This is a genomic window from Citrobacter sp. Cpo090 (assembly GCF_030332665.1).
In the GTDB taxonomy this organism is placed as follows: Bacteria; Pseudomonadota; Gammaproteobacteria; order Enterobacterales; family Enterobacteriaceae; genus Citrobacter; species Citrobacter portucalensis.
In genome coordinates, this window is the sequence record NZ_JAOWHK010000036.1 from 227,659 (window position 1) to 241,924 (window position 14,266).

A 14,266-nucleotide genomic window follows, 5' to 3' on the forward strand; every position below is an offset into this window, starting at 1 on the left:
TTTGCTTATTAAGTGGTAGTCAAAATGACTATTCATTTTATTGTCAATATGACAATATGAATTGTCAAAATGACAATGAGGTAGTCATGAGCTTTTCCGTAGACGTGCTGGCGGGCATCGCCATTGAATTACAAAGCGGTATTGGGCATCAGGACCGTTTTCAACGCCTGATAACCACCTTGCGTCAGGTGCTGGAGTGCGACGCGTCAGCATTGCTGCGCTATGAGTCGCGACAGTTTATTCCGCTGGCGATCGATGGGCTGGCGCAGGATGTTCTCGGCAGGCGCTTTACTCTGGAAGGGCATCCGCGTCTGGAGGCGATTGCCCGCGCCGGAGACGTGGTTCGTTTCCCTGCCGACAGCGATTTGCCAGACCCGTATGATGGTCTGATTCCGGGGCAGGAGAGTCTGAAGGTGCATGCCTGTATTGGGCTACCGTTGTTCGCCGGTCAAAATTTGATTGGTGCGTTAACTCTGGATGGCATGGAGCCCGATCAGTTCGATGTTTTCAGCGATGAGGAGCTTAGGCTGATTGCCGCGCTGGCGGCGGGCGCGCTGAGCAATGCGCTGCTGATTGAACAACTGGAAAGCCAGAATATGCTGCCAGGCTCATCAACGGCTTTTGAGCAGGTGACGGAAACCCAGATGATTGGCCTGTCGCCCAATATGATGCAGTTGAAAAAAGAAATTGAGATTGTGGCGGGGTCCGATCTCAACGTACTGATTAGCGGCGAAACGGGGACCGGGAAGGAGCTGGTGGCTAAAGCTATCCATGAAGGTTCGCCGCGCGCGGTGAATCCACTGGTGTATCTGAACTGCGCGGCGCTGCCGGAAACCGTAGCCGAAAGTGAGCTGTTTGGTCACGTAAAAGGCGCATTTACCGGGGCTATCAGCAATCGTAGCGGTAAGTTTGAAATGGCCGACAATGGGACGCTATTTCTCGACGAGATAGGCGAACTCTCGCTGGCGCTACAGGCTAAGCTGCTGCGCGTATTGCAGTACGGCGATATTCAGCGCGTCGGTGACGATCGCAGCCTGCGCGTAGATGTGCGGGTGCTGGCGGCGACGAACCGTGATTTACGCGAAGAGGTGCTGGCCGGGAATTTCCGTGCGGATTTGTTCCACCGTCTGAGCGTCTTTCCCCTTTCCGTACCGCCTCTTCGTGAGCGCGGCGAAGATGTGGTGCTGCTGGCCGGTTATTTTTGCGAGCAATGTCGACTGCGGCTGGGTCTTTCCCGCGTGGTGTTAAGCCCCGGCGCGCGTAGCCATTTGTTGGATTACGGCTGGCCCGGAAACGTGCGCGAGCTGGAGCATGCCATTCACCGGGCGGTAGTTCTGGCAAGGGCGACCAGGGCAGGGGATGAAGTGGTGCTGGAGACGCAGCATTTTGCCCTGCAGGATGACGCTCCGGCTCCGCAGGCGGCGGAAGTTGTTGCGGAGATCCCGCAACATCACAATCTGCGTGAAGCCACAGAGTCGTTCCAGCGGGAGATGATCCGCCGGGCACTGGCGCAAAATAATCACAGTTGGGCGGCAAGTGCGCGGGCGCTGGAAACAGACGTCGCCAACCTGCACCGGCTGGCGAAACGTCTGGGTCTGAAGGATTAGATAATACCGGCCTGATAGAAATCCTGTAGGTTGATAGCACCGGTGAGTTTACCGTTTTCATCTACCACCGGTGCGGCAGTGATTTTGCGCTTCATCAGGATCTCTTTGGCGTCAATCGCGCGGCTCTGTGCCTGCAGCGTAATGCCATTCTGGGTCATTGCTTCGCTAACCTGAGTGGTGAGCGCTCCGCCGCCAACCAGCCAGCGGCGCAGGTCGCCGTCGGTAAAGACCCCTTTCACCAGTGACTGGTCGTCGCAGACCGCGACCAGGCCAAGACCCGTGCGGCTGAGTTCCAGCATCGCGTCCATCACGCTGGTGGTGAGCTTCACCTGAGGTATGGCATCGTCACGGCGCATCAGATGATGCACTTTATTTAACAGACGAGCGCCCAGCGCACCTGCCGGATGCGAGCGGGCAAAATCTTCTTCGTTAAAGCCGCGCGCCTGCATCACGGCGATCGCCAGCGCGTCGCCCATCATCAACGTATTCACGGTGCTGGACGTCGGTGCCAGGCGCATCGGACAGGCTTCGCGCTCAACGGAAATATCCAGCACGGCTTTGGCGGCCAGACCCAACGGTGATGTCGGTTTTCCGGTCATTGCCAGCAGTGCGACGGATTTGTCTTCCAGGCGCGGAATGATGAGATCCAGCTCTTTCGCACCGCCGGAGTAGGAGATAAACAGCATGACATCACGGCTTTCGATCATCCCTAAGTCGCCGTGCAGCGCTTCCGCCGGATGCACAAAAAAGGCGGGTGTGCCGGTACTGGCGAGGGTCGCCGCGATCTTTTTGCCAATATGGCCTGATTTACCAATCCCGGAGACAATGACTTTGCCTTCACAGTGGATGATAGTATTGGCGGCGCGGACAAAATCATCGCCCAGTCGCTCTGGCAGTCGGCTGGCTTCCTGTAGCTCCAGCATTAACGTCTGACGGCCCGCGTTCAGTAGTGCATCACTCATTGGTTTCTCCGGTTATGATCACTTCAATCCCTTTTGCTTCCAGCGCCTGACGAAACGCAGGGTCGATACCCGCATCGGTAATCAGCTTGTCGACGCTTTCCAGACTGCATACAACATTAGGGCTTTTGCGCCCAAATTTTGACGAGTCAGCCATCAGAATCACTTCGCGAGCGGCATTGCACATCGCTTTACTGACGCTAAACACCTCATTAAAGGTGGTCACACCGGCATTAAGGTCGATGCCGTCGGTGCCCATGAAGAGTTTATCAAAGCTGAACTGCTCAAAGGCGTTTTCTGCCAGCTGACCGTGAAATGACGCAGATTTTTTGCGAAAGGTCCCGCCGGGCATCAGGATAGTTTGCTCGTTGTCGAGCTCCGAAAGGGCGTTAACAATGTGCAGACTGTTGGTCATGACGGTGATATTGCTAAAGCGCGTGAGCATCGGCACCATCTGCAATACGGTGCTACCCGCATCCAGAATAATAGAGTCGCCATCGTGTATAAAACGGACGGCGGCTTCGGCAATCTGCTCTTTTTTATGCGTATTGATTAGCGTTTTATGATCAATTGGCGGGTCGGATTCGTCTTTATTTAATACTACGCCGCCATAGGTACGAATGACGGTTCCGGCATTTTCCAGAATGACCAGGTCTTTGCGAATGGTCGTGCCGGTCGTGTCAAAGTAGTGGGCCAGTTCTTCAACCGAGCATTTGCCCTGCTTTTGCAGATGCTCCAGTATGGCAGCCTGACGCTGACGAGGTTTCATAGGCGTGATTACCCTGACTTAATAGGTTGCAAAATGATAATTTCGCAAGCTATTAGCATTCACAACGAAATTACCCATGTTTCAGTTTAAGCGCCAATGATAGTGCATTCTGCGCTAACGGATCATGGGGAAAGATCACATCAGGCTGTAAATCATCAAGATGTTTGCCGATTATCGTGGCAATTTTGCCTGGTCGGGCGAATACCGTAAGACCTTTCATAAACAACGTATCGGTCACCCGCTGCTGCTCATCCAGCGCGATGGCCACCACCACGCGCGGTTTAAAACGCCCACCGGAGCGACCAACACCAACCCGACCCCGTTGACAGAGTTGATCAAACGCCCGGTTAAAGCGGGATATTTGCCAGCCACCAAGCGCCAGTTGCAGGCACCAGGCGATAGCGGCGACGGTAATCAGTGCGGAAACCATTATGTACTCCTTTGATTTTGCCGGATAAGCGCAGCCGCCATCCGGCAATTCAACATTAAAACATCACCTGGCCGCCAGTGACGTTGATGGACTGCCCGGTGCAGTAAGAGGCTTTCGGGCTGGCGTAAAACAGCAGCATGTTTAGCACGTCCTGATAATCGCAGCCGCGGTTAAGCGGAACCTTATCAATGTAGTACTGCTCCACTTCGTCTGGCTTAAGACCCAACTTGGTCGCATATTGCGGTAATAACGACTGGAACATCGGTGATTTCAGCAGGTTACCGAGCATCAGAGAATGTACGGTGATCCCGTACTCTGCCAGATCCAGCGCCAGCGACTGAGTTAAGCCCACGCCGCCAAATTTTGCCGCGCTGTAGCCTGAATTGTGTTTGCTGCCCACTTTCCCTGATTTTGAGTTGATCTGGATAATGCGTCCCTGCACGCCATCGCGGATCATCAGGCGTGAAAATTCACGTGCACAGAGGAAGTAGCCGACCAGATTGACCTGTAGCGAGCGGTCGAAATCCCCAAGCTGAAAGTCGCTGATAAACGCGGCTTTAGCGATACCCGCGCTGTAAACCAGCAGATCGACACGACCGAATATTTCATCCACTCCGCGCGACAGCGCCAGCACACTCTGTTCGCTGGTGGCATCTGCGCCAAAACCGTACGCGGTGCCTTCGCCAAACTCGGCGTTAATTTCTTGCGCGACGTTGGCAGCTTTATCGCTTTGAATATCCACCACCGCGACGCGGTATCCTTCTGTCGCAAGCCCACGGCAAAGGAATGCCCCCAGGGTCTGGCCTCCACCAATGACAACGGCAACCTGATTCATTTTTATCTCCTTCAATCTTAAGCAACAAATTTCAAAATACAGCCCGGGGCGATACCGTCCGGGACGGGGCCCGCAACGTGTACAGTGCCGGGGAATTCCGCTTCGCTCTGTCCGTCAAAGCGCAGGGTGATATGCCCGAGTTCACGTAAGTTTTGTTCCGCCACGCTGCCAACGGCCGTGACCGGATAGTGATGCTGACCCAGTTCAAACTGGATCCCGGCTTGCAATGGGCCGTTCAGCTCTCCGTGGCAATGGATGAAACAAAACTCTTCGATATCCGCGGGCGCGCCTTCACGAAAGGTAATCAGCATCTGGTCGCACAGTGCATCCGGGGCGCTCTGGCCGATACGGGTGATGGTGGTCTGATAAATCACGGTCATTTTTGAGTGCCTCTTATTGGTAAATAAAGCCGGAAACAAACCAGGCGATGAGAACGGTAGGTGCGCCGGTCAGAAAACGGCTTACCAGTACGGATGGCACGCCGACGCGGACAGTGTCCTGACGCGCTTCGGCCAGCGACAACCCGACCGGAATAAAGTCACATGCAGCCTGGGCGTTAATGGCGAACAGGGCAGGTAGCGCCAGATGCGGAGGAATGTTCCCCAGACCAATCTGTACGCCGATCAGAACGCCGATAACCTGGGCGATAACCGCACCAGGGCCGAGGAAAGGCGACAGCAGCGGGAAAGAGCAGATCAGCGCCAGAGTGACCAGTCCTAACGGATGGCTGGCCAGCGGTGCGAGTCCATGGGCAATCCAGTCTCCCAGACCCGAAGCCATAATGATGCCGATCAGTGCCGAGACGAACGCCATAAATGGCAGAATAGTTTTCAGGACGGTATCGATGGTGTCGCGTCCTGACTGGAACAGAACCGCAACGGCTGAACCCATGCCCATTCCCACTTTTGCCAACAGGCCGTCGCTTTGTTCGGTAATCTTTTTACTGGTGTCGTAATCGCGACCGATAGTGCTGCTTGCAGGTTGCGGCGCAGCGGATGCCTCACCGACAATCGTGATGTTTTCTTCTTTCACGCCAGAGACATAGATATCTTCGACAATGTACTGAGCCAGCGGGCCGGATTTACCCGTAGCGTGAATATTCACCGTCGGTATCCTGCGTTTGGGGTAGATCCCACAGCGCAGCGTGCCGCCGCAGTCGATGATCGCCACGCCAATTTCGCTCTCCGGAGGCTCGCCCTCTTTGAAGCCATCAACGGCCTGCCAACCGGTCAGGCTTGCTATCCTGTCGACTATTGCGGGGCGAGTTCCTGCGGTGATATAGACAATTTTCTTGCCCGAAACGGCATCCAGTTCAAGGGGGCCGCCCCAGCCGCCGGTGCCTTTTTCAATACGAATACGCGTCATGATGTTGCTCCCGCCAGATGCACTTTCTGCTCAAGTTGAATGCCCATTTTTTTCTCAAAGATGGCGGTGGTGAAATCAGTCATCCAGCCGCGGAAGAAGTTAGTCACCAGACCAACCAGCAAATAGCTCACCGCCAGTGGGCCAAGTGGAAGCCCCAGCGTGGTCAGGCCGCTGGCGATCCCCAGATAGACAAACAGTTCGCCGGGGTTGATGTGCGGGAATAAGCCGTTCATGGAATGGCAACTGTAAGAGGCGGCGGCGTAGTAGCTGGGCTTGTATTTTTCTGGCATAAAGCGACCCAGACTCAGCGTCATCGGGTTACAAAATACAAATGTGCCGATGCACGGCAGCAGCAAATAGCGGGACAGCGGGTTTCCGGCGCAGCGCTGAGCAAAACGTTCAATACGCTGCTGGCCGATAAAGTTAATCAGCGCATTCATGATGACCAGCAGGCTAATCAGCAGGGGAAGAATACCGGTCACCATGCCGGTAAACACTTCTCCGCCTTTCTGGAACAGCCCGATAAACCACTCAGCACCGAGTGTGATGGTGTCGATCATTATTCTCTCCTGTAGGGGTTTTTAGTTATCTTGCCAAACGGTGGTTAATTTTAATCATATTGAAAGATTTGAAAGTGTTATTTTGATCTCAAATTGAAAGATAAATATTTTAATTTGAAAGTTATTGCGTGAAGGCTCGCAAATGTGATGGTCAGAGATGATAGGGGATGTAAATTCTGTGAAGGAGAGCGACTACCGCTTCCTTGTATGGCGGAGGATGCTTTACCATACTTCTCCCAGGCTGAATTTGTTTAATGGATGTCTCATGTTCAAGCGTCGTTATGTAGCGTTACTCCCCCTTTTCGTACTGCTCGCTGCCTGTAGCAGCAAACCTAAACCTTCAGAGACTCAAACGACTACGGGTGCGCCATCCGGCGGCTTCCTGCTTGAGCCACAGCATAACGTCATGCAAACGGGCGGTGATTTTGCCAATAATCCAAACGCGCAGCAGTTCATCGAGAAAATGGTGAACAAGCACGGCTTTGACCGCCAGCAGCTGCAGGAGATCCTGTCGCAGGCCAAGCGTCTGGACTCGGTATTGCGTTTGATGGACCGCCAGGCACCGACGACTCAACCGCCAGCCGGTCCTAACGGCGCATGGCTGCGCTACCGCAAACAGTTCATCACACCTGACAACGTGCAAAATGGCGTAGCCTTCTGGAATCAATATGAAGATGCTCTGAACCGTGCGTGGCAGGTCTATGGTGTTCCGCCGGAAATTATCGTTGGCATTATCGGCGTTGAAACGCGTTGGGGCCGCGTGATGGGCAAAACCCGTATTCTGGATGCGCTGGCGACGCTGTCGTTTAACTATCCTCGTCGTGCGGAATACTTCTCTGGTGAACTGGAAACCTTCCTGCTGATGGCGCGAGATGAAAGCGACGATCCGCTCGATTTGAAAGGTTCTTTTGCCGGCGCGATGGGTTACGGCCAGTTTATGCCGTCTTCCTATAAACAATATGCCGTTGATTTTAATGGTGATGGCCACATTAACCTGTGGGATCCGGTTGATGCCATCGGTAGCGTGGCGAACTACTTCAAGGGCCACGGCTGGGTGAAAGGCGATATGGTCGCGGTTCCGGCAAATGGTCAGGCACCTGGGCTGGCGAATGGTTTTAAAACCCAGTACAGCATTTCTCAGCTTGCTGCCGCGGGTCTGACGCCACAGCAGTCGTTGGGTAATCATCAGCAGGCCAGCCTGCTGCGCCTGGATATTGGTACCGGCTATCAGTACTGGTATGGATTGCCGAACTTCTACACCATCACCCGCTACAACCACAGTACCCACTACGCGATGGCCGTGTGGCAGCTGGGTCAGGCGGTCGCGCTGGCGCGCGTGCAGTAATCGCTCCACCGGCCTACGGGAAGAAATCTCTTGTAGGCCGGATAAGATGCCCTGACATCGTCATCCGGCAGATCTTATTTATGCAACGGAGCAATTTTTGGAATCCCCCTCGTAAAACGTTCTCTCCATCCCCACATTGGTTGTGAAAGTGCTATCTTGTCCGGCATATTTTTTAACTGACAGAGGCTGAAATGACTGACAGTGAACTGATGCAGTTAAGCGAGCAGGTTGGCCTGGCGCTGAAAGCGCGTGGGGCGACCGTTACGACGGCGGAATCCTGCACCGGCGGCTGGGTGGCCAAAGCGATTACGGATATTGCCGGAAGCTCCGCCTGGTTTGAGCGCGGGTTTGTGACCTACAGCAACGAAGCTAAAGCACAGATGATTGGCGTGCGCGAAGAGACGTTGGCCCAGCATGGGGCGGTGAGCGAGCCTGTGGTGGTGGAGATGGCAATTGGCGCGCTAAAAGCTGCCCGCGCGCATTTCGCGGTCTCGATCAGCGGTATTGCCGGGCCGGATGGCGGCAGTGAAGAAAAGCCCGTGGGTACCGTATGGTTCGCCTTTGCCAGCGCGAGCGGCGAGGGGATTACGCGTCGGGAATGCTTCAGCGGCGATCGCGACGCTGTACGCCGACAGGCGACCGTCTACGCGTTACAAACCCTGTGGCAACAATTTCTACAAAATACTTGATACTGTATGAGCATACAGTATAATTGCCTCAACAGAACATTATCTACCACGTTTCGCGGTTTAACCCGAAAGCGGCATGACAGGAGTAATTAATGGCTATCGACGAAAACAAACAGAAAGCGTTGGCGGCAGCGCTGGGTCAGATCGAAAAGCAATTCGGTAAAGGCTCCATCATGCGCCTGGGTGAAGACCGTTCCATGGATGTGGAAACTATCTCCACCGGTTCGCTTTCTCTGGATATCGCATTGGGCGCGGGCGGTTTGCCAATGGGCCGTATCGTCGAAATCTACGGGCCTGAATCCTCCGGTAAAACAACGCTGACCCTGCAGGTTATTGCCGCTGCGCAGCGTGAAGGTAAAACCTGTGCATTTATCGATGCGGAACACGCGCTGGATCCGGTCTATGCCCGTAAGCTTGGTGTTGATATCGACAACCTGCTGTGTTCTCAGCCGGATACCGGTGAACAAGCGCTGGAAATCTGTGATGCGCTGGCGCGCTCCGGTGCGGTTGACGTTATCGTTGTCGACTCCGTTGCCGCATTGACGCCGAAGGCAGAAATCGAAGGCGAGATTGGTGACTCTCACATGGGCCTTGCGGCGCGTATGATGAGCCAGGCGATGCGTAAGCTGGCCGGTAACCTGAAGCAGTCCAACACGCTGCTGATTTTCATCAACCAGATCCGTATGAAGATTGGCGTGATGTTCGGTAACCCGGAAACCACCACCGGTGGTAACGCCCTGAAATTCTATGCGTCTGTTCGTCTGGATATCCGTCGTATTGGCGCGGTGAAAGAAGGCGACAACGTGGTTGGTAGCGAAACCCGCGTTAAGGTTGTGAAAAACAAAATTGCAGCGCCGTTCAAACAGGCTGAATTCCAGATCCTTTACGGTGAAGGCATCAACTTTTACGGCGAACTGGTTGACCTGGGCGTGAAAGAGAAGCTGATTGAAAAAGCCGGTGCATGGTACAGCTACAACGGTGAGAAAATCGGTCAGGGTAAAGCGAATGCGACCAACTGGCTGAAAGAAAACCCGGCAACCGCAAAAGAAATTGAGAAGAAATTGCGTGAGTTACTGCTCAATAACCAGGATTCAACGCCTGATTTCTCCGTTGATGACAGCGGCGAAGACGTAAAAGAAACGAACGAAGATTTCTGATAATCTGTTTTGAATCGCATGTTGTGAATCACATATAGTTAAGGGCTGCATATCATGCAGCCCTTTTTCATTTCTGAAGGCTTACTATGACAGAAGCAACTTCCCGCCGTTCTGCTTATTCCCGACTGCTTGACCGCGCCGTACGTATTCTGGCGATGCGCGACCACAGCGAGCAGGAACTGCGGCGCAAGCTGGCCGCTCCGGTGATGGGAAAAAATGGACCAGAAGAAATTGATGCCACGCCGGAGGATTACGACAAGGTCATCGCCTGGTGTATTGAAAGTCGTTATCTGGATGATGACCGCTTCGTGCAGCAGTTTATCGCCAGCCGTAGCCGCAAAGGTTATGGACCAGCCCGAGTGCGTCAGGAATTAAACCAAAAAGGGATCGCGCGTGAAGCTATCGAACGGGCCATGCGTGAGTGCGAAATTGACTGGGCAGTGCTCGCGCGCGAGCAGGCCATTCGGAAGTACGGTGAACCTTTACCGGTCGATTTTTCAGATAAGATAAAGGTCCAGCGTTTTTTGCTCTATCGCGGCTATCTGATGGAAGATATTCAGGCAATATGGCGAAATTTTGACGATTGACCGCATACGGGATTTTACTTCCCAGTAAAGAAAACTTATCTTATTCCCACTTTTCGATTGCCAGAGGCGCAGTTTGCGTGCCGATGCTGGTAATGACATTTCGTTAGCTTGATTTCTTCAGGATAATTATGAGCAAGAGCACCGCTGAGATCCGTCAGGCGTTTCTCGATTTTTTCCATAGTAAAGGACACCAGGTAGTTGCCAGCAGCTCCCTGGTACCGAACAATGACCCTACTTTGTTGTTTACCAACGCCGGGATGAACCAGTTCAAGGATGTTTTCCTTGGCCTCGACAAGCGTAATTATTCCCGCGCAACTACCTCGCAGCGTTGTGTACGTGCGGGCGGTAAGCACAATGACCTGGAAAACGTCGGTTACACTGCACGTCACCACACTTTCTTCGAAATGCTGGGCAACTTCAGCTTCGGCGATTACTTCAAACACGACGCTATTCAATATGCATGGGAACTGCTGACCGGTGAAAACTGGTTTGCCCTGCCAAAAGAGCGTCTGTGGGTCACCGTCTATGAAACTGACGATGAAGCCTATGAAATCTGGGAAAAAGAAGTCGGAATTCCGCGCGAACGTATCATCCGTATTGGTGATAACAAAGGCGCGGCTTATGCTTCAGATAACTTCTGGCAGATGGGTGATACCGGTCCTTGCGGTCCATGTACCGAAATTTTTTACGACCACGGTGACCATATCTGGGGTGGACCTCCGGGAAGCGCAGAAGAAGATGGGGATCGCTACATTGAGATCTGGAACATCGTCTTCATGCAGTTCAACCGTCAGGCTGACGGCACCATGGAACCGCTGCCGAAACCGTCCGTGGATACCGGTATGGGGCTGGAGCGTATTGCGGCCGTGCTGCAACACGTTAACTCCAACTATGAAATCGACCTGTTCCGCTCATTGATCGAATCCGTGGCAAAAGTCACTGGCGCAACCGATCTGAGCAACAAGTCTCTGCGCGTTATTGCCGACCATATCCGTTCCTGTGCATTCCTGATTGCCGATGGCGTTGTGCCGTCGAATGAAAACCGTGGCTATGTGCTGCGCCGTATCATTCGTCGCGCGGTACGTCATGGCAACATGCTGGGCGCGAAGGATACCTTCTTCTACAAGCTGGTTGGTCCGTTGGTGGACGTCATGGGCTCTGCAGGTGAAGAACTGAAGCGTCAGCAGGCTATGGTTGAACAGGTTCTGAAAACCGAAGAAGAGCAGTTTGCGCGTACTCTGGAGCGTGGTCTGGCGCTGCTAGACGAAGAACTGGCAAAACTGTCTGGCGATACGTTGGATGGTGAAACCGCATTCCGTCTGTATGACACTTACGGTTTCCCGGTTGACCTGACGGCAGACGTTTGCCGCGAGCGTAACATCAAGGTTGACGAAGCGGGCTTTGAAGCTGCAATGGAAGAACAGCGCCGTCGTGCGCGTGAAGCCAGCGGTTTTGGCGCAGACTACAATGCAATGATTCGCGTTGATGGCGCCTCAGAATTTAAAGGCTACGAGCACCTGGAACTGAACGGCAAAGTGACTGCGCTGTTTGTTGATGGTAAAGCAGTAGACGCAATTAATGCCGGTCAGGATGCCGTTGTCGTACTGGATCAGACTCCGTTCTATGCGGAATCTGGTGGTCAGGTTGGCGACAAGGGGGAACTGAAAGGCGCTGGCTTCGCGTTTGCCGTTAGCGACACGCAGAAATATGGCCAGGCCATTGGTCACATTGGCAAGCTGTCTGCGGGTTCTCTGAAAATTGGTGATGCGGTACAGGCTGATGTGGATGAAGCGCGTCGTGCGCGTATTCGTTTGAACCACTCCGCAACGCACCTGATGCACGCGGCGCTGCGCCAGGTTCTGGGCACGCATGTGGCGCAGAAAGGCTCGTTGGTTAACGATAAACTGCTGCGCTTCGACTTCTCTCATACCGAAGCTATGAAGCCTGCTGAAATCCGTGCCGTTGAAGATCTGGTGAACGCGCAAATCCGTCGCAACTTGCCGATTGAAACGAACATCATGGATCTCGAAGCGGCAAAAGCCAAAGGCGCAATGGCGCTGTTTGGCGAGAAATATGACGACCATGTGCGCGTTCTGAGCATGGGTGATTTCTCTACCGAACTGTGTGGCGGTACTCACGCCAGCCGTACGGGTGATATCGGTCTGTTCCGCATTGTGTCCGAGTCAGGTACTGCGGCAGGCGTTCGTCGTATCGAAGCCGTAACCGGTGAAGGCGCTATTCAAACCGTGCATGCTGAGAGCGATCGCTTAAGCGATGTTGCGCAGCTGCTGAAAGGCGATAGCCAGAATATCGGTGACAAAGTTCGTTCCGTGCTGGAGCGTACACGTCAACTGGAAAAAGAATTGCAGCAATTGAAGGAACAGGCTGCGGCGCAGGAGAGTGCAAATCTTTCCAGCAAAGCGGTTGATATCAACGGCGTGAAGCTGCTGGTCAGCGAACTCGCGGACGTTGAGCCGAAAATGTTGCGTACCATGGTTGATGATCTGAAAAATCAACTGGGGTCTACCGTTATCGTTCTGGCAACGGTAGTGGAAGGTAAGGTTTCTCTGATTGCGGGGGTGTCTAAGGACGTGACAGATCGCGTGAAAGCAGGGGAACTGGTTGGAATGGTCGCTCAGCAGGTCGGCGGCAAGGGTGGCGGTCGTCCGGACATGGCGCAAGCCGGTGGTACGGATGCTGCGGCTCTGCCTGCAGCGTTAGCCAGTGTGAAAGGCTGGGTCAGCGCAAAACTGTAATAATTATAAGCGTAAGTCGACGCTGCGGACTTCAATCCGCAGCGTTTGAATCAACGCTATCGACAACGATAAAGTCAGGTTGAAGTTGTGTATATCGGCTAAACTTAGGTTTAACAGAATGTGATGCCGTGACTGCTTACACTTAGGTGTTTGTCATCGCTTACTTTTTGGCGTTATATGATGGATAATGCCGGGATACAGAGAGACCCGACTCTTTTAATCTTTCAAGGAGCAAAGAATGCTGATTCTGACTCGTCGAGTTGGTGAGACCCTCATGATAGGCGATGAGGTCACCGTGACAGTTTTAGGGGTGAAGGGCAACCAGGTGCGCATTGGCGTAAACGCCCCGAAAGAAGTATCTGTCCATCGTGAAGAGATCTACCAGCGTATCCAGGCTGAAAAATCCCAGCAGTCCAGTTACTAAGGTTTTCGCGTCTCACCTTTCTGGTGAGGCGCAACCTGATTGAGTGACCCTTTTTCTTCTCTTTTCTTCTTTGTCTTCCCCATTTTTTCGATTCCACTGCGCGTAATGCCTTTTCCTGCGAAGTTTCCGTTTGTTCACTGCTCCAGGAAATTGCCAATTTATCTGTTGATAAAACACTCTTTTTGCCGTTTTTGCAGACTAATTGCGCGTGAAATGTGCAAACGATAAAAGCTCTGGAAAAATTGTTTGACTTATAAGTCCCAGAAAGTAATATGTGCGCCACGCAGCGACGATGAGCAGAAACAAGTTCTTCGAAGCACTCGCAAGAGGCGTGTTGGTGAGGTGGCCGAGAGGCTGAAGGCGCTCCCCTGCTAAGGGAGTATGCGGTCAAAAGCTGCATCCGGGGTTCGAATCCCCGCCTCACCGCCATTTGCATCCGTAGCTCAGCTGGATAGAGTACTCGGCTACGAACCGAGCGGTCGGAGGTTCGAATCCTCCCGGATGCACCATATTACTTGATAGCGCTTTAGCAGCGGCATCAAATCTGCAGTAAAGTAAGTTTCCCTGATGCATCCGTAGCTCAGCTGGATAGAGTACTCGGCTACGAACCGAGCGGTCGGAGGTTCGAATCCTCCCGGATGCACCATCTCTTACTTGATATCGCTTATCCCGATATCAATATCGGCAGTAAAGCAAGTTTCCCGATGCATCCGTAGCTCAGCTGGATAGAGTACTCGGCTACGAACCGAGCGGTCGGAGGTTCGAATCCTCCCGGATGCACCA

The 14,266-nt window shown here is 53.4% G+C and carries 14 protein-coding genes and 4 tRNA genes; 11 read left to right on the plus strand and 7 right to left on the minus strand.

Translation table 11 applies throughout. The features are described 5' to 3' along the window. Window positions 1–86 precede the first annotated feature (86 nt). A complete protein-coding gene (norR, locus tag OGY83_RS21070) occupies window positions 87–1,607 on the plus strand; it encodes a nitric oxide reductase transcriptional regulator NorR (RefSeq protein WP_286636842.1) in 1,521 nt (506 codons plus the stop codon). Here the strand turns inward: norR and gutQ are convergent. The 7 genes from gutQ to srlA all read right to left on the minus strand — a co-directional run bounded on the left by gutQ (window position 1,604) and on the right by srlA (window position 6,525). Next, window positions 1,604–2,569: an arabinose-5-phosphate isomerase GutQ gene (gene gutQ, locus OGY83_RS21075; protein WP_003825938.1), complete on the minus strand. Its 966-nt coding sequence runs from the start codon at window positions 2,567–2,569 to the stop codon at window positions 1,604–1,606. The genes norR and gutQ overlap by 4 nt on opposite strands. Next, entirely contained in the window at window positions 2,562–3,335 is a 774-nt protein-coding gene (gene srlR / locus OGY83_RS21080; RefSeq protein ID WP_003037350.1) for a glucitol operon DNA-binding transcriptional repressor SrlR, read from the minus strand. Before srlR ends, gutQ begins: the two co-directional genes overlap by 8 nt. A gap of 70 nt (window positions 3,336–3,405) precedes the next feature. Further along, window positions 3,406–3,765 carry a transcriptional regulator GutM gene (gene gutM / locus OGY83_RS21085; RefSeq protein WP_063940973.1) on the minus strand — a complete coding sequence of 120 codons (360 nt, stop codon included), beginning with the start codon at window positions 3,763–3,765 and terminating at the stop codon, window positions 3,406–3,408. Window positions 3,766–3,820: 55 nt separating this feature from the next. Then, window positions 3,821–4,600, minus strand: a complete 780-nt coding sequence (srlD, locus tag OGY83_RS21090) for a sorbitol-6-phosphate dehydrogenase (protein WP_286636843.1) — start codon at window positions 4,598–4,600, stop codon at window positions 3,821–3,823. A 17-nt stretch (window positions 4,601–4,617) separates the two neighbouring features. Then, window positions 4,618–4,980, minus strand: coding sequence for a PTS glucitol/sorbitol transporter subunit IIA (gene srlB / locus OGY83_RS21095; protein ID WP_286636844.1), 363 nt, complete (start codon window positions 4,978–4,980; stop codon window positions 4,618–4,620). Between the two features lie 13 nt (window positions 4,981–4,993). Beyond that, window positions 4,994–5,965: a PTS glucitol/sorbitol transporter subunit IIB gene (gene srlE / locus OGY83_RS21100; RefSeq protein WP_286636845.1), complete on the minus strand. Its 972-nt coding sequence runs from the start codon at window positions 5,963–5,965 to the stop codon at window positions 4,994–4,996. Beyond that, complete coding sequence (srlA, locus tag OGY83_RS21105; protein ID WP_286636846.1) at window positions 5,962–6,525, minus strand: PTS glucitol/sorbitol transporter subunit IIC; 564 nt, start codon at window positions 6,523–6,525, stop codon at window positions 5,962–5,964. Before srlA ends, srlE begins: the two co-directional genes overlap by 4 nt. A 265-nt stretch (window positions 6,526–6,790) precedes the next feature. On the opposite strand from srlA, the gene mltB reads away from it, so the two are divergent. From mltB to OGY83_RS21155, 10 genes are all read left to right on the plus strand, one after another. After that, complete coding sequence (mltB, locus tag OGY83_RS21110) at window positions 6,791–7,870, plus strand: lytic murein transglycosylase B (RefSeq protein WP_079938771.1); 1,080 nt, start codon at window positions 6,791–6,793, stop codon at window positions 7,868–7,870. Window positions 7,871–8,061: 191 nt separating this feature from the next. Beyond that, window positions 8,062–8,559: a nicotinamide-nucleotide amidase gene (pncC, locus tag OGY83_RS21115; RefSeq protein ID WP_048225249.1), complete on the plus strand. Its 498-nt coding sequence runs from the start codon at window positions 8,062–8,064 to the stop codon at window positions 8,557–8,559. Between the two features lie 92 nt (window positions 8,560–8,651). Continuing rightward, the gene (gene recA / locus OGY83_RS21120) at window positions 8,652–9,716 is read left to right on the plus strand and encodes a recombinase RecA (protein ID WP_003037330.1); all 1,065 of its coding nucleotides are present in this window, start codon (window positions 8,652–8,654) and stop codon (window positions 9,714–9,716) included. Between the two features lie 86 nt (window positions 9,717–9,802). Next, window positions 9,803–10,303, plus strand: coding sequence for a recombination regulator RecX (recX, locus tag OGY83_RS21125; RefSeq protein ID WP_008785618.1), 501 nt, complete (start codon window positions 9,803–9,805; stop codon window positions 10,301–10,303). 128 nt (window positions 10,304–10,431) lie between these two features. After that, complete coding sequence (gene alaS / locus OGY83_RS21130) at window positions 10,432–13,059, plus strand: alanine--tRNA ligase (protein WP_103285682.1); 2,628 nt, start codon at window positions 10,432–10,434, stop codon at window positions 13,057–13,059. 238 nt (window positions 13,060–13,297) lie between these two features. After that, window positions 13,298–13,483 (plus strand): carbon storage regulator CsrA, encoded by a 186-nt coding sequence (gene csrA / locus OGY83_RS21135; protein WP_000906486.1) that lies wholly within the window; start codon window positions 13,298–13,300, stop codon window positions 13,481–13,483. A 336-nt stretch (window positions 13,484–13,819) separates the two neighbouring features. Next, a tRNA-Ser gene (locus OGY83_RS21140) sits at window positions 13,820–13,912 on the plus strand. A gap of 3 nt (window positions 13,913–13,915) precedes the next feature. Beyond that, a tRNA-Arg gene (locus OGY83_RS21145) sits at window positions 13,916–13,992 on the plus strand. 60 nt (window positions 13,993–14,052) lie between these two features. Continuing rightward, a tRNA-Arg gene (locus OGY83_RS21150) sits at window positions 14,053–14,129 on the plus strand. Window positions 14,130–14,189: 60 nt separating this feature from the next. Further along, window positions 14,190–14,266, plus strand: a tRNA-Arg gene (locus OGY83_RS21155).